This is a genomic window from Shewanella sp. POL2 (assembly GCF_000282755.1).
Classification (GTDB): domain Bacteria; phylum Pseudomonadota; class Gammaproteobacteria; order Enterobacterales; family Shewanellaceae; genus Shewanella; species Shewanella xiamenensis.
In genome coordinates this window covers 1-20158 of record NZ_AKZL01000030.1, presented here as the reverse complement: position 1 = coordinate 20158, position 20158 = coordinate 1, and the positions used below count along the sequence as shown (strand labels likewise).

The 20158-nt window shown below is 45.1% G+C and carries 17 protein-coding genes and 1 tRNA gene; 10 read left to right on the top strand and 8 right to left on the bottom strand.

The features are described 5' to 3' along the window. Window positions 1–8: 8 nt before the first annotated feature. Entirely contained in the window at window positions 9–1184 is a 1176-nt protein-coding gene (locus SHEWPOL2_RS10000) for a PQQ-dependent sugar dehydrogenase (protein ID WP_037428013.1), read from the top strand. Continuing rightward, on the top strand, window positions 1177–3453 hold the full coding sequence (parC, locus tag SHEWPOL2_RS09995) for a DNA topoisomerase IV subunit A (RefSeq protein ID WP_037428012.1): 2277 nt from the start codon (window positions 1177–1179) through the stop codon (window positions 3451–3453). The genes SHEWPOL2_RS10000 and parC overlap by 8 nt, the downstream gene beginning before the upstream one ends. A gap of 193 nt (window positions 3454–3646) precedes the next feature. On the opposite strand, the gene SHEWPOL2_RS09990 is transcribed toward parC, so the two are convergent. Further along, window positions 3647–4717, bottom strand: a complete 1071-nt coding sequence (locus tag SHEWPOL2_RS09990; protein ID WP_037428011.1) for a porin — start codon at window positions 4715–4717, stop codon at window positions 3647–3649. Between the two features lie 883 nt (window positions 4718–5600). Here SHEWPOL2_RS09990 and tcdA point away from each other — a divergent pair. After that, complete coding sequence (gene tcdA / locus SHEWPOL2_RS09985) at window positions 5601–6404, top strand: tRNA cyclic N6-threonylcarbamoyladenosine(37) synthase TcdA (protein ID WP_037428010.1); 804 nt, start codon at window positions 5601–5603, stop codon at window positions 6402–6404. A gap of 33 nt (window positions 6405–6437) precedes the next feature. Here the strand turns inward: tcdA and SHEWPOL2_RS09980 are convergent, their stop codons facing one another. Then, complete coding sequence (locus SHEWPOL2_RS09980; protein WP_037428009.1) at window positions 6438–8069, bottom strand: ATP-binding protein; 1632 nt, start codon at window positions 8067–8069, stop codon at window positions 6438–6440. Between the two features lie 169 nt (window positions 8070–8238). On the opposite strand from SHEWPOL2_RS09980, the gene SHEWPOL2_RS09975 reads away from it, so the two are divergent. Further along, on the top strand, window positions 8239–8850 hold the full coding sequence (locus SHEWPOL2_RS09975; protein WP_037422175.1) for a superinfection exclusion B family protein: 612 nt from the start codon (window positions 8239–8241) through the stop codon (window positions 8848–8850). A gap of 120 nt (window positions 8851–8970) precedes the next feature. Here SHEWPOL2_RS09975 and SHEWPOL2_RS09970 read toward each other — a convergent pair whose 3' ends face one another. Next, window positions 8971–9102, bottom strand: coding sequence for a DUF3149 domain-containing protein (locus SHEWPOL2_RS09970; protein ID WP_011715898.1), 132 nt, complete (start codon window positions 9100–9102; stop codon window positions 8971–8973). A 306-nt stretch (window positions 9103–9408) separates the two neighbouring features. Here SHEWPOL2_RS09970 and SHEWPOL2_RS09965 point away from each other — a divergent pair, with 306 nt between their 5' ends. Next, window positions 9409–10998 carry a bacteriohemerythrin gene (locus tag SHEWPOL2_RS09965; protein WP_037428008.1) on the top strand — a complete coding sequence of 530 codons (1590 nt, stop codon included), beginning with the start codon at window positions 9409–9411 and terminating at the stop codon, window positions 10996–10998. Between the two features lie 189 nt (window positions 10999–11187). After that, window positions 11188–11274, top strand: a tRNA-Leu gene (locus SHEWPOL2_RS09960). A 72-nt stretch (window positions 11275–11346) separates the two neighbouring features. On the opposite strand, the gene modC is transcribed toward SHEWPOL2_RS09960, so the two are convergent. From modC to modA, 3 genes are read right to left on the bottom strand one after another with little or no spacing between them, the layout of a single operon-like run. After that, window positions 11347–12432: a molybdenum ABC transporter ATP-binding protein ModC gene (gene modC / locus SHEWPOL2_RS09955; RefSeq protein WP_037428007.1), complete on the bottom strand. Its 1086-nt coding sequence runs from the start codon at window positions 12430–12432 to the stop codon at window positions 11347–11349. Next, window positions 12426–13163, bottom strand: coding sequence for a molybdate ABC transporter permease subunit (gene modB / locus SHEWPOL2_RS09950; RefSeq protein ID WP_050991343.1), 738 nt, complete (start codon window positions 13161–13163; stop codon window positions 12426–12428). Before modB ends, modC begins: the two co-directional genes overlap by 7 nt. Continuing rightward, window positions 13163–13948 carry a molybdate ABC transporter substrate-binding protein gene (gene modA / locus SHEWPOL2_RS09945; protein ID WP_037428006.1) on the bottom strand — a complete coding sequence of 262 codons (786 nt, stop codon included), beginning with the start codon at window positions 13946–13948 and terminating at the stop codon, window positions 13163–13165. Before modA ends, modB begins: the two co-directional genes overlap by 1 nt. Window positions 13949–14150: 202 nt before the next feature. Here modA and SHEWPOL2_RS09940 point away from each other — a divergent pair, with 202 nt between their 5' ends. Then, complete coding sequence (locus tag SHEWPOL2_RS09940; protein ID WP_037428005.1) at window positions 14151–14930, top strand: TOBE domain-containing protein; 780 nt, start codon at window positions 14151–14153, stop codon at window positions 14928–14930. A 17-nt stretch (window positions 14931–14947) separates the two neighbouring features. On the opposite strand, the gene queG is transcribed toward SHEWPOL2_RS09940, so the two are convergent. Further along, a complete protein-coding gene (gene queG, locus SHEWPOL2_RS09935) occupies window positions 14948–16129 on the bottom strand; it encodes a tRNA epoxyqueuosine(34) reductase QueG (RefSeq protein WP_037428004.1) in 1182 nt (393 codons plus the stop codon). Between the two features lie 163 nt (window positions 16130–16292). Between queG and SHEWPOL2_RS09930 the strand changes: the two genes are divergently transcribed. Continuing rightward, window positions 16293–17105 (top strand): ABC transporter substrate-binding protein, encoded by an 813-nt coding sequence (locus SHEWPOL2_RS09930; RefSeq protein WP_037428003.1) that lies wholly within the window; start codon window positions 16293–16295, stop codon window positions 17103–17105. On the opposite strand, the gene SHEWPOL2_RS09925 is transcribed toward SHEWPOL2_RS09930, so the two are convergent. After that, window positions 17095–19035: a GGDEF domain-containing protein gene (locus tag SHEWPOL2_RS09925; protein ID WP_050991342.1), complete on the bottom strand. Its 1941-nt coding sequence runs from the start codon at window positions 19033–19035 to the stop codon at window positions 17095–17097. The two genes, SHEWPOL2_RS09930 and SHEWPOL2_RS09925, sit on opposite strands and share 11 nt — an antisense overlap. Window positions 19036–19149: 114 nt before the next feature. On the opposite strand from SHEWPOL2_RS09925, the gene SHEWPOL2_RS09920 reads away from it, so the two are divergent. Next, the gene (locus tag SHEWPOL2_RS09920) at window positions 19150–19677 is read left to right on the top strand and encodes a phosphatase PAP2 family protein (RefSeq protein ID WP_037428001.1); all 528 of its coding nucleotides are present in this window, start codon (window positions 19150–19152) and stop codon (window positions 19675–19677) included. Window positions 19678–19700: 23 nt separating this feature from the next. Further along, window positions 19701–20135, top strand: coding sequence for a DUF3069 domain-containing protein (locus SHEWPOL2_RS09915; RefSeq protein WP_037422197.1), 435 nt, complete (start codon window positions 19701–19703; stop codon window positions 20133–20135). The last annotated feature ends 23 nt before the right edge of the window (window positions 20136–20158 follow it).

The window sequence follows — 20158 nt, the reverse complement described above, 5'->3', positions numbered from 1 at the left end:
AAATTACCATGTTGTATATTAAAACGAATAATTATAAATGTTTAAAGGTGTTCTCTGCCTATTGGACCCTACTGGTGAGTCTGGCTTTGTTACCATTCCAGAGCGCTATTGCAGGGTCTCAGTCGATCATGATTACCGTCTCAAAGGGATTTGGTTTATCGCTCTATGCTTCCGATCTTGGGGATGCCAAACAGCTTGCGATGGGGGCAAATGGCACCTTATTTGTCGGCTCCAATAAGAGTGGCACAGTGCATGCGCTTGTTGATAGTAATCAAGATGGTCGTGTAGACAAGCGTTATGTCATCGCCAAGGGGTTAGAGTCTCCCGATGCGATCGCCTTCCATAATGGTGATCTGTTTGTGGCAACTGAAAACCGAATTGTCCGCTTTATTGATATCGAGCAGCGCTTACGCCGTCCAAGTCGTCCTAAAGAGATTTATAGTGATTTACCAGAGTCAGATAAGAAAAGTGCACGAGCGATGAATTTTGGTCCTGATGGCAGGCTCTATGTCTCTATCGGTGCACCTTGTAACGTGTGTGAAGCGAGCGCGCCCTATAGCAGTATTATTGCGATTAATGTGGATACCGGCGCCAGTGAGCAAATTGCGTCAGGTATTCGCGATGTGACAGGTTTTGACTGGTCTCCTCAAGACGGCAAATTGTGGTTTGCCGATCAAGGACGCGATTGGATGGGCGATAACTTACCCCCCGATGAGATTAACCGCATCGATGTGGCGGGCAGCCATTATGGCTTTCCGTATTTACACGCATCATCCGTGGTCGAACCTGCCTATGAAAAGCCAAAAAATTTAAAAATTTCTGTACCGATATACGAACTGCCTGCACACGTTGCACCAACGGGACTGGCATTTTACCGTGGTAAGCAATTCCCAGAAATCTATCATAATCAATTGTTTGTTGCTGAAAATGGTTCTTGGAACCGTTCAAGCAAAGTCGGTTATCAAATCGTCATGTTGAAGCTTGAGAATCAACAGGTGGTCAGCCGCGAAACCGTAGTGAGTTTTCTCGACGGTGAGTTTCCTGTCGCCCGCCCCTATGGATTATTGTCCGGTGAAGATGGGGCCATGTACATCTCGGATGATTTGAAAGGTAACCTGTATCGACTGTTCTATAGGGATGGCGATAATACTGAAGAACCACAGGAACTAGAAGAAAATGAGTGACGCAATCAAGTTAAGCTTGGATGGCGTAGAGCAGATGCCATTGCGGCGCTTTACCGAAGAAGCTTATCTGAATTATTCCATGTACGTCATTATGGACCGAGCCTTACCCCATATTGGTGATGGCCTTAAACCCGTACAACGACGGATTATTTATGCTATGAGCGAGCTTGGTTTATCGGCTCAATCAAAGCATAAAAAATCAGCTCGTACAGTGGGTGACGTATTAGGTAAGTACCATCCCCATGGCGATAGTGCCTGTTATGAGGCGATGGTGCTGATGGCGCAGCCATTTTCCTATCGTTATCCACTGGTAGATGGTCAAGGAAACTGGGGGGCACCAGACGATCCTAAGTCATTTGCAGCAATGCGTTATACCGAGGCGCGCCTGTCGAAGTTTTCTGAGCTGTTATTATCTGAGCTGGGACAAGGTACGGTTGACTGGGGGGCGAACTTCGATGGCACGTTAAAAGAGCCCAAAGTGCTGCCTGCACGTTTACCCCATATTTTGCTGAACGGGATCACTGGTATTGCGGTGGGCATGGCGACAGATATACCGCCACATAATGCCAGAGAGTTAGTGAATGCCTGCGTTGCGCTTTTGGACGATCCCAAACTCGACCTTGCGCAGTTGATGGCCTATGTGCCAGGGCCTGATTATCCTACAGAAGCTGAGATCATCACCCCGTCTGCCGATATTGCCAAAATCTATGAAACTGGGCGGGGCTCCTTAAAAGCCCGTGCGGTTTATACTGTCGAAGCCGGTGAAATAGTGATCACCGCGCTACCACATCAGGCGGGTAGTGGTAAGATTTTAGAGCAGATTGCTGCTCAAATGCAGGCGAAAAAATTGCCTATGGTTGCTGACTTGCGTGATGAGTCTGACCATGAAAATCCCGTTCGCTTAGTGATTGTACCGCGCTCAAATCGCGTCGATTGCGATCAACTGATGGCGCACTTGTTTGCGACTACCGATCTTGAGAAAAGTTTTAGGGTAAACCTTAACGTACTGGGCCTTGATGGTCGTCCAAGAGTTAAGGGCCTAAAAGACTTACTCACCGAATGGCTTGAGTTTCGTGTCGATACCGTAAGACGGCGCCTCGAATATCGTTTAGATAAAGTGTTGGCGCGCTTACATATCCTTGAAGCGTTAATGATCGCTTTTCTCAATATTGATGAAGTCATTGAGATCATTCGTTTTCATGATGAGCCCAAAGCGGAGTTGATGGCGCGTTTTAACCTGACAGACAAGCAGGCTGAGGCCATCCTCGAGTTAAAATTACGCCATTTAGCTAAGTTAGAAGAATTTAAGATCAAGGCTGAGCAGGACGAACTGGAAGCTGAACGTGAAAAGTTAGAGCAATTATTAGGTTCTGAGCGCCGCTTAAAAACCTTAATAAAGAAAGAATTAATCCAAGATGGTGAGACCTATGGCGATGATCGACGCTCTCCTATTGTAGAACGCCATGAGTCCCGTGCCTTAACAGAGCAAGAGCTTACCCCGAGTGAACCTGTGACTGTGGTGTTATCAGAAAAAGGTTGGGTGCGTTGTGCTAAGGGCCATGATATTGATGCCGAGTCTTTATCCTATAAGGCGGGCGATCAATATCTCTGTAGTGCCATCGGACGCAGTAATCAGGTGGCAGTGTTTATTGACTCATCCGGTCGCGCCTTTGCCACCGATAGTCATAGTCTGCCATCGGCTCGTACCCAAGGCGAGCCCATTACTACGCGCTTTAATATGGCATCTGGTGAGACCATGCAGCATGTTATTTTGGGTGAAGACGAGCAATGCTTCCTCTTAGCAACCGATGCGGGTTATGGCTTTATTTGTACTTTCAATGACATGGTGTCTCGTAATAAGGCGGGTAAAGCGCTATTGAGCTTACCGACGAATGCCAAGTCTTTACCACCCAAACCGATTGATCGTAATCGAGAGATGTCTATCCTTGCCATCACCAATGAAGGTCGTATGCTACTGTTTTCATTGGAAGCATTGCCGCAATTATCTAAGGGTAAAGGTAATAAGATTATCGGTATTCCAAGCGAGCGCGCTAAAAACCGTGAAGAGTTAATGACACATTTACAACTTGTGCCAGCAGATACTCCAGTTACTTTGTGGGCGGGTAAGCGCAAACTCACACTTAAACCAAGTGATTTAGAGCATTATCGCGGTGAGCGCGGACGTCGTGGGGCAAAATTACCACGTGGATTACAGCGTGTTGATAGTGTGGAATTAGGCGAAGGTGCTGAGGTCTTGCCTAGCATTTAACTGTTAATTTGAGGCTGCGTAAGAGGTAGCCAGCAGAAGTTATCAAAACCGTTAATCAAAGCCACTCAAGTTTCACTGGAGTGGCTTTTTTATTCTCAGAGTTATGCGCTACAGAGTCACTTTTCTTAAATACAAGGCATAAAAAAACCTACCGCTTGCGGTAGGTTTTTATTAGCGAATATCCGTAAGGATATTAGAAGTCGTAACGTACACCAACAGAGAATACGTTGTCGTCTTGTAGGTCTACTTTGTTACCTGCTACGACATGGTCACCACGGTACATTGCGTATTGACCGTATACCATAGTTGATTTAGAGAAACGGTAGTCAGCACCCACGTTGAAGTTTTGTACGCTGATGTCTGCGCCTTTTAACAGGTTTGTACCAGTGGTAACGTTTTTGTAGTAGTTACCAAAGCCCGTTTCATCAAAGCCGTATTCGGCTTTCAGGTTAACACCGTTTAAAGTGTAAACAACGTTAACAAAGTAAGTGTTACCATCTACTGAGCTATCAGTTACGCTTTCAGAGTTTTGGAATAAACCACCCACTTTGAAATCGCCAAATTTAACTTGTGCTACACCACGGTATGCATCAACACCCGCAATACCTTTGTTATAGGCAACTGCTAAATAGTAGTTTTGATCTTTGAACTTGCTATCACCCAGAGTTGCACTCAGAGCGTATAAGCTTTCGGTGGTTTTTGCAGTAGTGTCGTTATCATCGAACAGGTAAGTGGCGTTTAAGGTCACTAAATCAGCGATTTTTGGTGAGTAGTACCATACACCATCTGCGCTACGAGTTTGTGCGCTGACTAAACGGTCGATATCGGCGTTGGTGTTACCAAATACGTCTACGTTACCTTCTGCTTGCTTAAATACTGTGTCATTACGACCCACTAATACAGTACCTGCATTAGTTTTTAAACCGAGGAAAGTGTTACGAGCTTTGAACACATCACCTGAGCCAGAAGTGTTTTCAACTTGGAATTCCATTTGATAAACAACATCATAGCCATCAGCGATTTTCTCAGTACCTTTAACACCTAACAGTGAGAAGTTGTTTTCTAAATAGGTACCAGCATTGTTTTCATCAGCATAGTTTTTAGTATCAACACCATTGGTGCCTGATTGTAGAGTTGCACCTGTTTCAGTATTAGTTAATGCAAGCTCTAAACGACCATAGAAGCTTGGGCCTTCGGCTAGCGCACCGAATGAAGCCAGCGCTAATACTGATGCAACTGATGCAGAGATGAATGTCTTTTTCATGTTTTGTGCTCCCTCGAACCTAAGTTCTTATCCATTTTTCATGGTTTTTGTGTGGTTTAACACGTTTGTTACAGAAATAAGTAACAAAGTTGCCGCCGATTTTTACAGTTTTATGCCTTGCAGGCTGTGTCATAGATCAAGTTTTTAGCTCTCCTTGCCTGTATTCGGGGTTTTTTAGGACATTTCCCTATCACTTGACCGAAAATCGGCGTGTAAGAGATAAAACTGTATTTTTGGCATACTACTAAAGAGGTATGCGAAGTGCCGTAGCATATACAGACCGGCGGGCCTAACTGTAGCATATACTAATGTTGTCGCAAGTTTGTCATATACGCGTGAGTTGGTGTTATTGGGTACCGAGTACAATAAAAAAACAAGTAAAGTTACTTTTTAGCAACAAAATACCTGCGAGGTTGTTGTTTAATGTATTTAAAATCAATTGCTTAGTTTATGTTACTGTTCTATTGTTTAGATATTGTATTAACTCAGCTAGCATAAGCATTAGTTCAATGCGATAGCCATGATCCTAGACCATAGTATTAGGACGTATTGAGGTTTTGAGTGTGAATTTTGTTCGTTCTGGCAAGCTTGTGCTTGCGATACGAGGAATGATTATTGACGAGTAAAGCCGTCAATCAACGTGGGTTTAGCGCTTACATTTGCATTCGTGCAAACATGTCTGCTCAGTGCCTTAGGAAAGCCAAGTGCTTTACTTTAAAATCTAGCTGTATCTTTTAGCTCATGGGTTGAGTTTGATTTCGGTTTTTGGCTTAAATCGTTTAGAATCTTCGGCGCATTTTTCATGCATTATGCTGCGTTGGTAAGTGTTTTTCCTCCTTCTCGTTGCGGCCGGGTTCGCTAGATATAAATAAGGTAAGTATTGATGACTGAAGCCTATCAAAATCGCTTTGGTGGCATAGGCCGCTTGTACGGGCAAAAAGCGCTTGCGAAATTTGCAGCATCTCATGTCGTGGTAATTGGTATTGGTGGTGTGGGCACTTGGGCGGCTGAGGCATTGGCAAGGAGTGGTATTGGTCAAATTACATTAATTGATTTAGATGATATCTGCGTGACCAATACTAACCGTCAAATTCATGCGCTTACCTCAACTATTGGCGATTCTAAGGTTACAGTTATGGCCAAACGGATCCGCGAGATTAATCCTGATTGCCAAGTCAATGAAGTAGAAGATTTTATTACGGTCGACAATCTGGGTGACTATTTACTAGGTTCTCTGTCAGGCGGCAATATTGATTATGTTGTTGATTGTATTGATGCGGTAAAACAAAAAGCAGCGCTTATTGCTTGGTGTAAACGTCAAAAAATCAAGATTGTGACCGTAGGTGGTGCTGGTGGGCAAGTTGATCCAACACAGATCCAACTGACTGATTTGGCTAAGACCTATCAAGATCCGTTGCTTGCAAAAGTGCGTAATATTCTTCGCCGTGAATATAACTTCTCCAAAAATGTACAACGTCGTTTTGCTGTGGATGCCGTTTTTTCTAGTGAACAGCTCGTTTACCCTCAAGCTGATGGCTCGGTTTGTAGTACCAAAGCCACCGCCGATGGTAGCATGCGGATGGATTGTGCTTCGGGGTTTGGTGCTGTGACTATGGTCACTGGTACTTTTGGATTTGTAGCGGCGAGCCGTGTCCTTTCTCGATTGGCACAATTAGCTAACGAATAATCCAATTTGTATGTTTTATTGTTCTAAATATTTTCAAATAGTGAACTCGTGGTGAGTGGTTATCTTAGGCGCATCGCATTGGTTAAGAGGAATGCGAATGTTAAATTGCGCGCCGCCAAGTGAAGAGTCTGCTTGATAGCTCATTGAACCTTTTAACAAGGTGACCGCATTAAAGGCGGCGGATAAACCTAATCCCGTGCCGCCTTTACTTCTATTGGTGGTAAAGAAAGGCTCGAACATATGTTCAGCGACTTCGGGGGGGATTGCGACGCCATTATTTTGGATGCTGATATTCACAAAACCCTGCTCAATACTGGCGGAGATTTGTATCTGATTATCTTCTCGGTCTTGAAATGCATGGGTATAAGCGTTGGACAATATATTACTGACGATTTGGTTTAATAGACTCACATTAGTTTGAATATTTAAGTTGGGATCGACTTGTAGGTCGGTTTTTGCGTTGAGTTTAGGATGCATTATCAAGCTAGATGCTAAAATCTCTTTAAGCTGCCTTTGCAGATTGATGCACTGATGCTCTTCGTGGCTGCGGTCGATAGCAATAGTCTTGAATTTTTGAATTAGGCTGCTGGCTTTGGTGATATTACGAACTATAAGCTCACAGCTTTGTTGATACTCGTCCAAAATCGCATTGATTTCGTCGAGTGTCGCGTGCTCACTATGGATAAGCTCTATGAGTTCTTCTATATGGTTTAATTGCGCGCTGGCCGCCGTTAAGCAAATACCAATGGGGGTATTAATTTCGTGCGCCACACCAGACACTAATCCTCCTAAGGCGGCCATTTTTTCCTGTTCAACTAACACCTGTTGTGCGCGCTTTAGAGCGGCTAAGGATTGCTCTAACTCTTGGGTTCGCTCTTTAACTTGTCTTGCTAGTTCTTCCTTATAACTACGTTCGAGTTTCAGTAAACGCTCTCTATCTTCTAATGCTGTTTGTAACTCTGCTTTAGAACTTTTCAGTGCTTCAAATGAGTTGCGAAGTTGCCCTTGCATGCTGTTAATCGCATCAGCAACTTGTTTAAACTCATCGATTTTCTCCTTACGTTCAAATTGAAGGGGTTCGAAGTCCGCGTCTAAGTTAATCCGTTTGCAGTATTTACTGAGTTTATCGAGATGTTTAGTGATGTTGTACCAAACTAAAAATAGAATAAATCCAGCGACTAAGAAGGTTTTTATGCCATTGGAGAGTAAAATAAGGATGGCTTTATCGTAAAGGCGGTCATAAATAGCATCCATGTCTACTTGTACTTCTAAAGTACCAACGTTGATATTGTCGGTCGGTGATTTATACACCAGAGGAAAGATTTTATTTAAAGTATGAGTTGGTTTTGGGGTTCCTCCGTTCCACGACTGGCCACTATCATCTTTGATTGAAATGTAGTTAATATCAGGTAGTTGGATGAGACCATTTAGTTGGGTGTTAATCAGTCTTTCATCTATTACCCAAATACTTGCGGCTAATACATCCAGGTTAGCTTTCTCGATATTAGAAAATACCCGATCAATCCGACTAACATCGCCACGATAATCGCTAATGAGTTGGTAGGCTGTCGTCATTAGTGTGATTAAGGAGCTGAATAGCACAATTGACAAGGTGAGGTGCCTACCAATCGGGCTTTTTATAAATTGACTGAAGAATGTCAGCATCTTAAATAATCTTTATCTGATAGCAAGTTGAATGCTTATAAGCATAGACTCAAGCTTAAAAAATTTCGCATGTTATCCCAGTGAAAAATCCCTCAATATTGAACAAAGCAATGGCATCAAACTTGCTTGGTCTTGGCTAAGTTCAATTTTTTGTCACTGGGATAACACTATGATTAAACTCAAATTCGATTCAGTGAAGTTGTTTAGCCCTAAGAAGGTAATGTTTCGGGTTATGCTGTGGCTAATGGTGAGTTGTGCGGTTTTATTGGCGATGCCGTCAAATATTCTTACTTTGCTGGCACTGGATAAGTTTGTACCCGAGCACGCACATTTTGTCGGGCTTGGACTTATTATCTCGATCGCGTATTTTTTAACTCAGTTATTGAACTTGGGATTAGATGAGTCGATTCGTCATTTAAGTGATAAGCGCATCACCGAGACCATTGAAGCAAAAGTTAATTTGCTGGATCGTGCAGAGCGAGCATTATTACGAGAATTCTTTTTGCAAGGAGCCACTATTTTGACATTGCCGCAAAACGAACCCGCGGTCAAAAGTTTGCTCAGTGCTTGTATCCTCGAATGTTTAGGTAATGAACGTCATTACGCAATCCAAGGGCCCACAGCAGACTATAAAATTTCAATGAAAGCACGTATCTACTTAAATCGGGGCGTTTTACGTTTACCTGCAGGGGAACCAAGTGAAGAAGAAATGCAACATCTGATTAAAGCGCGCCCGCAGTTTCTCAATGGCTTAGTACAAAACCGTAAACACGCAGCTTAAGTGTAGCGTTGGCTCTAACTCGAAATTACAGGCATAAAAAATGGGGGTTAATGGAACCCCCATAACAACGTGCAATTTTTACAAGCTACAATGAACAGAATAACAATTTGGAAGCAAAAACTACGATTGTTGCGCTGACTTCACGATAAACATCCAAGTGATATAAGAAATTATCCCTATAGTGCTAAAGATAACGATCATTGAAAGTAAACCAATTGGGTTACCGAACATTAAATCTAACCAAAATGCCATGATTGAAATCCTCTTTCTTGTGAAGTCATCCATACACTAGCGCTCTTACTGTCAGCAAATACTGATCCTGATCAATAAAAAATCGACGTCCTAAAACAATCTTGTAACCAAAGATTAACCCTGTGATCTACCTCAAATTTAGCGGGTGATGAAATTTTATCAAACTCAATCTTTTGGGCTTTGTTTCTTACTTCATTCGGGACTAGTCTTAAGAGTAGTAACTATTAAGTGATACCAAGAACAAGGTATTTGCTAATCCGTTTTAGCATTGATTGAAGTTAGACTGCATTTTTGAAGGAGCCAAAAATGGCTAGCACCACTGTTAAAAGGGGCACTATGGGATATGGTATTATTTTCGCTCCCATGGTCTTACTTTTATATCCCCTTTATTGTTTGCTTAGTAGCGCGCATTGGGTTGCAACCTTATGTTTAATTGCACTTGCCCTTATTCTATTTTTTAACATTAACAAACTTATCCGTAATCTGAGGCACCTCGAGCGTGCGGCTCATCACTTGGGTGACGGTGATTTGAGTTACCAGCTTGATGAGAAAGATGCGGGAGTGTTTCACACTGTCGTTCACAGCATCAATCGCATGGGTGAAGATGTGAGTCGTACTATTCTATCTCTAGTTGATACCAGCGAATGGATGAAGAAGGTCGCCACCGACATCAAGACGATTAGTGAGCAGGCAAAACAAGGCGTTCTGGAGCAAGAACGTCAAACCGAGCTTGCGGCAACGGCCATGACCCAGATGGTTTCAACCGTACAAGAAGTGTCACACAATGCGGCTAATACCGCGCAAGCCGCTGATATTGCGCAGACTTCAGCTAAGCATGGTGATGAAGTCATGGGCGCTATTGTCAATAAAATCAGCGATATGACGTCGCAAATTCACCAAACAAAAGCAGTGATTGAACACCTTGCCGCCGATACGAATAGCATTAGCAGCATTATTGAGACTATCTCGCAAGTAGCCGAACAAACCAACTTATTGGCTCTTAATGCGGCGATTGAGAGTGCTCGAGCGGGTGAGCATGGCCGTGGATTTGCGGTTGTTGCCGATGAAGTCCGTAATTTGGCAAAACGTACCTCAGAGGCGACCGCTGAAATTCAACAGCAGATAACCGCATTACAAAAGGGCGCTCAACAAGGGGTTGAAGTGATGTTAAAAAACGTCACTATCGCCGACGAAACCGCCTTGATGGTAGAGAAAGCGCATCAATCTTTGGGTGAAATTGTCACTCACGTTGAAAGCATTACGGATATGTCTCATCAAATTGCCACTGCATCGGAAGAGCAGCATGCCGTTGCAGAGGAAATTAACAAAAATATCAACGCGATGACTGAATTAGCGTTGAAAAATGCACATCATACTAATCTAACCAATCTATCTAGTCTTAAGGTTTATAATATGTCTCAGGAGATTGGTTCACTGCTACATCGTTTCCATGTGGATAAGCAGCTATTTACCTCTAATCAAGCCCAAAGCCAACTATTTGTAAAATGGGGGCCAGAACTTGATATCGGTATGCCGGAGATTAACCGCCAGCATCAACGCTTAGTCTCTCTTGTTAACGAATTGCACCGTACCTTAAGCGAAGCCTATGGCCTCGAAGCGATTAAACGGATTGTTCAAGGACTTGTGGATTACACCGCGAATCATTTTTCCTATGAAGAAGAGTTGTTTGCTCGTTTTGGATACCCACAAACTATTGCCCATAAGGAGAAACATGCGCAGCTTGTTGGTCAAGTGCTTGATTTTCAAAAGCGGGTTGGTAGAGGTGAAGATGTGGCTGACGAGTTAATGGTATTCTTAAAATCTTGGTTGGTTAACCATATTCAAAAAAGTGACAAGGAATATACGCAGTTTTTACTTTCCCATGGCGCTGAGTAGATTAAGATGCTGTTTTAAGAGTCATCGAGCTGTATCCAAGGTAAAATTAATAGACGCCGGATTTTTGAGCGGTTAAAACTAATTTGCCAACAAGGTCTTTAAAAGGGCTTGCCATTGTCTTTGGCAAAGGTATAATTCCCACCACTTAGAGCCAGCTAGTTGTTTTTATTAGCTCTAAGTATTGATAATGCCAGAGTGGTGAAATCGGTAGACACAGCGGATTCAAAATCCGCCGCCCTTAAAAGCGTGACGGTTCGAGTCCGTCCTCTGGTACCATCCCTTTCAAAGGGACTCAAACCGACCTAGAGTCGGTTTTTTTGTGTCTTAAATTTGCTCCAAACATGCAACTTAGTGGGACTCGGCAATATCCATTTGTGTCATAGTCACGCCTTTGATTTGGGCATAGATAGCCTTTCCTGGAGCGAGTTGTAACTCGTCACAAGCCCATGGGGTGATGTTGGCCCACAGTTCTTCTTTGCCTAGTGCAATTTTTAGCTGAATTTGCTCGCCATTATCGCTGGGGTAGAGCTCTTTTATGTTTCCTCTTAGTAAGTTACGAATACTCGAGCCTTTAGGTTCTTCAGTGCAAACCGAAACATGGTTCGCTTGAATGCGTACCTTTAACTGTTTATGGGTGGGGGGCAATTGGCCGCTGACCCAGAGCTGATTGCCGTCATCCATCAACAGTCTGGTCATTGGATAATCAGGATGTCTGTCGGCGATTCTGGCGCTCAGCAGCGAACTTAATTCCTGCAATGGTACCCAGGGGCGCATTTGTTCACTATTCCATACCTGTGTTAGCGGTCCTTGGGCGATCATTTTTCCTTGATGTAACACCAACATATGGTCGGCAAGTTGTAGGATTTCATCCAAGCTGTGGCTCACATAGACGATTGGTAGCTTCAATTCCTGCGCTAGGGTTTGTAGGTAAGGCAGCAATTCGCGTTTTCGGGGTAAATCGAGGGAAGCTAAGGGCTCATCCATCAATAGCATTTGCGGCGAGGTGAGTAGGGCTCGGCCAATGGCGACCCGTTGTTTTTCACCGCCAGAGAGTGTGCAGGGATAGCGGCTTAAGAGTTTTTCTATACCCAGTAGTGAGACAACTTTATCAAACAATTCAGGTGCTTTATGACGCATCCCATAGGTGAGATTGCCTTTCACGCTGTAATGGGGAAATAACCTCGCTTCTTGAAAAACATAGCCAATTCGGCGTTTTTCAGGGGGCAGATTAACGGTTTTATGCTTGAACAATAGTGTATCGCCAAGGCTAATCTCGCCTTTATCCGGTGAGGTTAATCCGCCGAGTAAATTCACTAAGGAGGTTTTGCCCGCTCCTGAGCGGCCGAATACGGCTGTGACGCCCTGTAATGGTAAATGGGTGTACACCTTGAGTTGTAGTTGGCCGAGTTGTTTTTCAATATTGATGTTTAACATACGCTTGCCGTTCTTTTGAGGGCTTTTTTTGTGAGCCATTGGGAGGCGAGTAAGGAGGCCAGCGCTATCACTATCGAGATGATACATAGGCGCATCGCCTGATATTCCGCCCCCGGTGTTTCGATAAAGGAATACATGGCCAGCGGAATGGTGCGAGTTTCGCCGGGAATATTGGAGACGAAGGTGATGGTCGAGCCAAATTCCCCAAGGCTGCGGGCAAAGGCGATGATCATTCCCGACACTATTCCGGGCGAGGTGAGCGGCAATGTGATGGTCAAAAATACTCGCCAGCGACTACTTCCCAAGGTGCGCGCCGCCTGTTCGAGGCGAATATCGACGGTTTCGAAGGATTGACGTATGGCTCTGACCATCAAAGGAAAGGAGACCACTGCGGCGGCGAGTGCCGCGCCGCGCCAGCTAAAGCTAAAACTTATGCCAAACCAGTTATAGAGCCATTGTCCGATTACACCCTGGCGCCCCATGCTGATGAGCAGTAGGTAACCCACCACCACTGGCGGCAACACCAACGGGAGATGCAAGAGACTGTCGAAGATAGCCTTACCGTGGAACTCTACGCGTGCCAGCAACCAAGCGCATAAAATGCCTAAGGGTAAGCTGGCCAGTACGGCAACCGCTGAGACTTTGAGGCTCAGCAGCAGCGCGGCGGTTTCGTATTCGCTGAGTAGTGGTCCCTCAAACAGCGAACCACTTACTAAAATATCACTCAGCACTAGTTCACTCCAAAGCCATATTTTTCAAATACTGCTTTTGCACTTGAGCTTTGAAGGTATTGATTAAAGTCTTTAGCGCTGGCGGTGGATTCCTGCTTAGTCAAGGCGCTGGGATATTCAATCGGGCTATAGCTAGTGGCGGGGAAGGTTGCCACAATTTTAATCTTTTGCGCTACTTTGGCATCGGTCGAGTACACGATACCGAGCGGGGCTTCGCCCTGTTCTACCAATGCTAAAGCGGCGCGCACATTGTTTGCTCTCGCTAGGAGTGGCTCGGCGGTTTTCCAAAGATTCAGGTTTTCAAGTGCTTGCTTGGCGTATTGTCCGGCTGGGACATGGTCAGGGTCTCCTACCGCTAAACGGCTGCCATTGACCGCGGCCTTAATATCCCAATCACTGTTTAGGGTGACTTGGTCTACAGGGCTATTTTTTTCGGCAATCAACACTAAGGTATTTTTTAACAGGGTAATACGGCTATCGGCATTCACCGCCTTGGCATCGACAAGGTAATCCATCCATTTTTGGTTTGCGGAGATAAACAGATCGGCAGGCGCGCCATTGGCAATTTGTTTTGCGAGTGTTGAGGAGGAGGCATAGGAGAAAATCACTTTCGTTTGATGTTCCTTTTCGTACTGCTGGCCAATCTCATTCAGCGCATTCGTGAGGGATGCGGCAGCAAAAACAGTCACTTGCTCTTTGTCTGCGGCAAAGGTGACGCTGCAACTGAGGGCTAAGCCAACGACTGAGGCTGTGGTAAAGCGTAAAAAGTGTTTGAGCGAGCTCATGGTGTTCCTCCGTGATAAAAAGTAATCGTTATATACCAATCTACATATCGATCATTCAAGCCCCGATGTGTAAATTAGTGATCTCTGCTCGATTTATCTGCCAAAACAGCAATACCTTGGTGGATATTTCCGACTGTGCGTATTGGTATCTCAAGATTGATCAGGGAGAATAACATTCACTTAAGTTTAGGCGCGCAGGAACATGGACTTACACGCACTACTGACACTGTCATTGGGGGACAAACCCTTCGCCAATCCTCGGCGGATAGCTTTGCTGCGCCAAGTGGCCAATACTGGGTCTATCAGCCAGGGCGCTAAGTTGGCGGGGATCAGCTATAAGGCCGCATGGGATGCGATAAACGAGATGAATACCACTATGCCCGAGCCTGTCGTCAGTAGCGAAAAGGGCGGTAAGGGCGGTGGCGGCGCCAAACTGACCGAGTTTGGTGAGCGTTTACTTAAGGTGTATTCCATCACCTCGCAGGTGCAGGAAATGGCGCTGTCGGCGCTGCTGGATGATTCAGTCGATATGCACAGTTTGTTAGATGTGATGGCGCATTTCTCCCTTAAAACCAGTGCTCGCAACCAGTTAACCGCTCGTATCCACAGCATTGAGCCGCTCGGCTTGAATGACAACCTGAAGGTGACGTTGGCGGGAGGGCAACAGATCCAAATCTCAGTAACCCATGCGAGTTTTGAGCGTCTGCAGTTAGCGCTTAATCAATCGATTTTATTGTTGTTTAAGGCGCCCGCAGTGACTGCCAGTCGTGAGGCCTGCCAGAGCGCGGGGCAAAATTGCGTCAGTGGGCACTTACTGAGTGTGACAGAACTGGCCGATAAGGCTGAACTAGCCATAGAAATTGGCGGCAAAGATATTATCTATTCGGTGATGCCACTGGCCGATATTCAAACGCTCAAAGTAGGTGAGCCTTGTTTTGCCTGTTTTGATGCCACGCAAGTGATTGTTGCCAGTATGAATTAAGGCATTAAGCTAAGATGCTAGGCATCCCGTGGTAGGCCTTTTTGAATGACCCGAACCAGTCGCTCAGTTTTACGGTTTTTGGCTGGTGAGCCGCCCGCATGTTGCCGCGCTAGGGCCCAATCTATATGTTCTTTCACCATATCATCGATATCCGCATGGGCTTTACGTTGCTCGAGGGCGGCGATGATTTGCGGCGAACTCGGCGCATTGCCTAGGGCGACGGCGATATTGCGTAGCCAGCGCTGATGACCAATACGGCGAATGGCGCTGCCTTCGGTCTGTTTTAGAAACTCGGTTTCGCTCCAAGCAAATAAGGTAAGCAGTTCAGGCTGTTTGAGCTTAGGCCGAATATGGAAATCACTCTCCTGAGTCAGCGGCGCCTCGCGATTGACCGGACACACCAACTGACAATCATCACAGCCGTAAATGCGATTGCCCATCAAAGGGCGAAACTCCTCTGGAATGGCACCCTGTAATTCGATTGTCAGATAAGAAATACAGCGCCGTGCATCCACGGTATAAGGCTCGACGATAGCGCCTGTTGGGCAGGAGGTGATGCAGGCCACGCAGGTGTTGCAGTCTTCCTGGATAGGAATATCTACGGGTAAAGGCAGGTTGATCAGCAATTCCCCAAGGAAGAACCAACTGCCCGCATCGTGATTAAGGATAAGTGAGTGCTTACCTGTCCAGCCTATTCCAGCTTTTTCGGCGAGTGGACGTTCGAGCACTGGGGCCGAATCGACAAAGGGCCTAAAGTCGGCTGCATCGAATCCCAGGGCAACAAGTTCACTACTGATTTGATCACCCAGTTTTTTTAAGCGAGCACGAATGAGTTTGTGGTAATCCCTGCCGCCTGCGTAACGCGAGATATAGCCCATATTCGGCGAAGCTAAGTTAGTAGCAAAACCCGCCTCTGGTGGTAGATAATCCATCCGTGCTGAAATCACTCGAACTGTGCCAGGGTGCAACTCGTGGGGGCGAGCGCGCATCATGCCATGGGTTGCCATGTAGCCCATTTCCCCGTGATAGCCTTTATCCAGCCAAGCCTGTAATTTGAGTTCTTCCGCAGTTAAGTCGGTGTCGCAAATCCCTATTTGGGCAAAACCGAGCGCCTTTCCCCAAGTCTTGATTTGCATGGCAAGACGACTAAGTGTTGCGGCGTCGGGAATATTGGCGGGAGAGGTTACTGTGGTCGACATGGAAGCGGTATTGGGCTTAATAGGATGGCTCTATGATAGCAGTTTTAAGCCGCTGCGGACGAGTTTAGTGTTTCGGGGATTTAAGCCAAACTGCAATTGTTGCTTTCTTCTGTGTGTAAATTAGATCTATGATTAAGATTAACTTTCCCCTTCGGCCTTGCCCATGTTGCCTACCTTTAGTAAACACTGCTATCGCCTATTGTTTTGTGTGGGCCTATTGGTTTATGCCGGCGGGAGTTTTGCTGTAACTGAACCTGTTCGTTTAGTCACAGAGGCTTGGCCACCCATGAGCTTCGAGCAAGATGGCGTACCAACAGGCTTTGGTGTGGAGCTGGTTAATCAGTTACAGGCACGAATTGGTCAGCAAGAGAAAATTGAAATTTTACCTTGGGCGCGGGCTTACGCGATTGCTAACTCGGCGCCAAATATATTGTTGTTTGCCACCTCCATTAGCGATGAGCGGGAAGCCCATTTCGATTTTATTGGTCCTATTGCGACCAGCAAAATCACCCTCTACGCTAAGGCTGAGGATCCCATCAGTATTAAACAGTTGGCAGATGTCAGTGCGGCGGGAATTGTCGGTGTTTATCGTGAGTCTGTAGGCGCACAGTTATTACAGCAGCAAGGTGTAACCTCTTTATTAGTAGCGAGTTTTCCACAGCAATCGGCTAAACAACTATTATTTTCACGGGTGCGCTTTTGGTGTCAGGCTGATTTGGCGGTAAAGCATATACTTGAAGATGTTGGGGCGAAGGACTCGGCTATTAAACCTGTTTATATTATCGCTGAAATCCATCTTTATCTTGCTTTCTCGAAGGGGACACCTGCCGAGACTGTGCAGCGTTGGCAAGTTGAGTTAGAAAAGCTAAAAGAGTCAGGGGAGTTTGCAAAGGTCTATCAAAAATGGTTTGGTGCACTGCAGCCCCCCCTCGAAAATCAGATTTTTTGGCGTAAAAATAATTCAGCTAGCAGGTAAGTTCCGCAGCTTTAACACAGTTTCTTCCGGCATTTTTGGCTTCGTACAGCGCGCTATCAGCCCGTTTCAGTAAACGGGCAAAGCTTTCATCTTGAGGCTTTTTCTCTGGACATAAGGTGGCAACTCCTGCACTAACAGTCAGTTTTAACTCTTCCGGTAAATTAATGGTGCCGTAACGGCTGATTAAGCTTTGTAATTCATGGGCCAGCTCCCAAACACGTTCAGCGCTGGTATTGGGTAATAAGATCAAAAACTCCTCACCGCCGATCCTGCCGATTTGATTGCGGTCCGCGGCAAATTCTTTGCAGGCCTGGGCTATGGTTAAAAGTGCTTGGTCGCCAATTTCGTGGCCGAAGTTATCGTTGATTTTTTTAAAATGATCGGCATCGAAGATGATGATCGAAAAAGGCATTTGCTGTTTAAGCGCTTGCTGAAAATACTGCTCTGCTTGGGCATATATATGCCTGCGATTAGGCAATTGGGTGAGATAATCGGTTAAGGCGATGGTTTGTAGTTGGCGGTTTCTGTGCACTTGCTTATAGGCAAATAGCGACACTATGCCCAAAATACAGCCCGTCAACAACAGAATGATAAGCTGTAGTGACTTATTTTTTTCGAGCAAGGCTAATTCTTGCTCTTTTAATTTTTGATTATCAATCAATCGCTTGTTTTCAGACTCGATCCTACTGGTATCAAATTTTACTTTTAATTCAGTTGTCTGGTGAGCCGTGGAGTTGTTATCAACTTTCTTCGTTAGATCAACAAATTGCTGCAGAGTATAGTAGGCTTGCTGTAAGTCCCCCATCGCAGCATAGATATCACTCTTGAGTTGTAACAGTTGAATAAGACCACGGTCATTATGCATGGTCCGAAAAGCATTTTCGGCTGAGGCTAGTTCAGTTAGCGCCTCTGGGTAAAGAGCTTGTTGAGAAAGGATTTTTGCCATAAACAGCTTCATAAAACTATAAGCTCCGGGCTCTTTCTCTGTAATGTCGAGTGCAGCCTCCTTTAAATAGTTTTCCGCTTCCTGTAACCGGTTTAATTGAATAAGACTGTAGGCAATATTCGTTGCATTTATTGCAGCCACAAGCTTGTACTTGTGGTCTTTAAAGTATTGGTAACTAAAGCGAAAGTTCTCTATGGCTTGCTCATGCTCCCCTATTTCATCTAGGGCGAGTCCAATATCTGAAGTTACACCAGCAACTTGATCCATATTGCCATTTTTTAAATATAACTCTTTGAGTTTTTGATAGTATTTTATTGCGCTTTCAGGGTCGCCATAGCGTCTAAAGCTGGTGGCAATATCGGTCAAGTTTATATTGGCCCAGCCTGTGAGATTTAATGATTCATAAAGCCCTTGGGCGGTGACAAGATCGTCTAATGCCTCTGAAAAGTCACCAATATAGGAGTGTAGTGCTCCACGAAGACTGCGGGCATCGGCAATGAGTTTTATATCTTCATGCGCGTATGCGCTTTTCACGCCTTTATTATAACCTTCCATAGCTCCGCTAATATCACCACTTAGCTGTAAAAACCAAGCATGGCAAAGGGTTATATCGGTAATAAAATGGGCCGAAGCGGTAGATGGAATATGTGAGAGCATTTGCTCGGCATAATTAAGCGCGTTAGTTATTTGGCCTTCATCATCTGAAGGTTGGCTCCAGCACTTGATTTGGTTAAGTTTTTCAATACGTTCTATATCATCACTTGAGATGTACTGCTCTAGTAAAGCAATATTTTTCTCGATGGCTTCACGGGACATTGTCTCGCCGCTATCAAATAATTTGAATATTTGTTCGACCTGTGGCGGCTCTTCAGCTAAAGCTAGGTATGCTTGCCCGGTGAAGAGGAGTAGTGCTATGGCAAAGAATCGTCGGCAATATCGCAAGAGATAGATTTCCTGTTCACTTTGAAACAGATAGCTAACTATTATCCTAACATAAGTTTTTCACTAATTGTTTACATTGTGTATTGGCAATTTTTGCATTCATTCCGCTATCAAGGTATAAACGTCGCCTTGGATCTCACCCAATAAGGAAAACCCTTGAAAAAATTACTCTGTGTCGCACTGTTACTGTTCACGGGAGCGAGTTGGGCAAACTCGGATGATATCGAGACCTCGGGCGATGTGGTTCATTTACTCCTGCCGGCGACGGCTTTGGGCGCGACCCTATTCTATGAAGAGGGGAATGAAGGCTCGTGGCAATTACTTAAAGCAGCAGTCTCGAGCCGAGTCATAGTCGAAGGGCTTAAGCTGGGTGTCAATAAGGATAGACCCGATGGCAGTGGTGATGATTCTTTCCCATCCGGGCACACCTCGGATAGTTTTATGGCAGCCACGTTTATTCAGCAGCGTTATGGCTGGCAATATGGTCTGCCGGCGTATCTTGCTGCGACTTATGTGGGTTATACCCGAGTCGAGAGCGATAAGCACTATTTAGAAGATGTCCTCGCCGGCGCTGCGATTGGTGCACTGGCGGGTTGGTATTTTACTGAGCCCTATAAAGGGATCACAGTGACACCGTTAGCCCATAATGGGGTTTATGGTTTATATATTAGCGGTCAATTTTAAGTTGTTTATAAAAGAGAGTCATTATGGCTGAAGTATCAGTTGAGTATCGCGAAACTGCCGAGCGCATTTCTTACAATGTTGCCAATAAAGTGTTACCTATGGCGAAATTGCCCGAGAGCCTATTAGCGGCCTATCAAGGTTTATGTGCCGAGCTGTTAGAAGACAGAGAAACTAAATTTAGCCAAGCGTGGGATGCGTTACCCGCCAGTGCGCGTAATTTAATGCCACAGGCTGAATTCCATGGTTTTTATATCGCTAATGCTTGGTTGCAACTCAGCCGTGTTGCACAGGAGATTTCTGAGCAGGCGGATACGGACGAAGCGATTAACGAGAAGGAATACAACGGGATATTTACCCGTTTGGCCGATGAGTCGCTCAAGGAAAGCCTGCGTAAGTTGAAAAAGGCCCGCACCGATCGTTCTATGCTCAATAGCTTTAAACAGGTGATGGCGCCTTAAGCTGTGAGTTTTACCCATAAAAA

Excerpts from the sequence above, each read along its gene's own strand:
- SHEWPOL2_RS09930 (WP_037428003.1), top strand. The coding sequence starts at position 16,293 with ATGTTGCCTACCTTTAGTAAACACTGCTATCGCCTATTGTTTTGTGTG.
- SHEWPOL2_RS09970 (WP_011715898.1), bottom strand. The coding sequence starts at position 9,102 with ATGGCATTTTGGTTAGATTTAATGTTCGGTAACCCAATTGGTTTACTT.
- SHEWPOL2_RS09940 (WP_037428005.1), top strand. The coding sequence starts at position 14,151 with ATGGACTTACACGCACTACTGACACTGTCATTGGGGGACAAACCCTTC.
- SHEWPOL2_RS09965 (WP_037428008.1), top strand. The coding sequence starts at position 9,409 with ATGGCTAGCACCACTGTTAAAAGGGGCACTATGGGATATGGTATTATT.
- SHEWPOL2_RS09915 (WP_037422197.1), top strand. The coding sequence starts at position 19,701 with ATGGCTGAAGTATCAGTTGAGTATCGCGAAACTGCCGAGCGCATTTCT.
- parC (WP_037428012.1), top strand. The coding sequence starts at position 1,177 with ATGAGTGACGCAATCAAGTTAAGCTTGGATGGCGTAGAGCAGATGCCA.
- SHEWPOL2_RS10000 (WP_037428013.1), top strand. The coding sequence starts at position 9 with ATGTTGTATATTAAAACGAATAATTATAAATGTTTAAAGGTGTTCTCT.
- modA (WP_037428006.1), bottom strand. The coding sequence starts at position 13,948 with ATGAGCTCGCTCAAACACTTTTTACGCTTTACCACAGCCTCAGTCGTT.
- tcdA (WP_037428010.1), top strand. The coding sequence starts at position 5,601 with ATGACTGAAGCCTATCAAAATCGCTTTGGTGGCATAGGCCGCTTGTAC.
- queG (WP_037428004.1), bottom strand. The coding sequence starts at position 16,129 with ATGTCGACCACAGTAACCTCTCCCGCCAATATTCCCGACGCCGCAACA.
- modC (WP_037428007.1), bottom strand. The coding sequence starts at position 12,432 with ATGTTAAACATCAATATTGAAAAACAACTCGGCCAACTACAACTCAAG.
- SHEWPOL2_RS09990 (WP_037428011.1), bottom strand. The coding sequence starts at position 4,717 with ATGAAAAAGACATTCATCTCTGCATCAGTTGCATCAGTATTAGCGCTG.
- SHEWPOL2_RS09980 (WP_037428009.1), bottom strand. The coding sequence starts at position 8,069 with ATGCTGACATTCTTCAGTCAATTTATAAAAAGCCCGATTGGTAGGCAC.
- SHEWPOL2_RS09975 (WP_037422175.1), top strand. The coding sequence starts at position 8,239 with ATGATTAAACTCAAATTCGATTCAGTGAAGTTGTTTAGCCCTAAGAAG.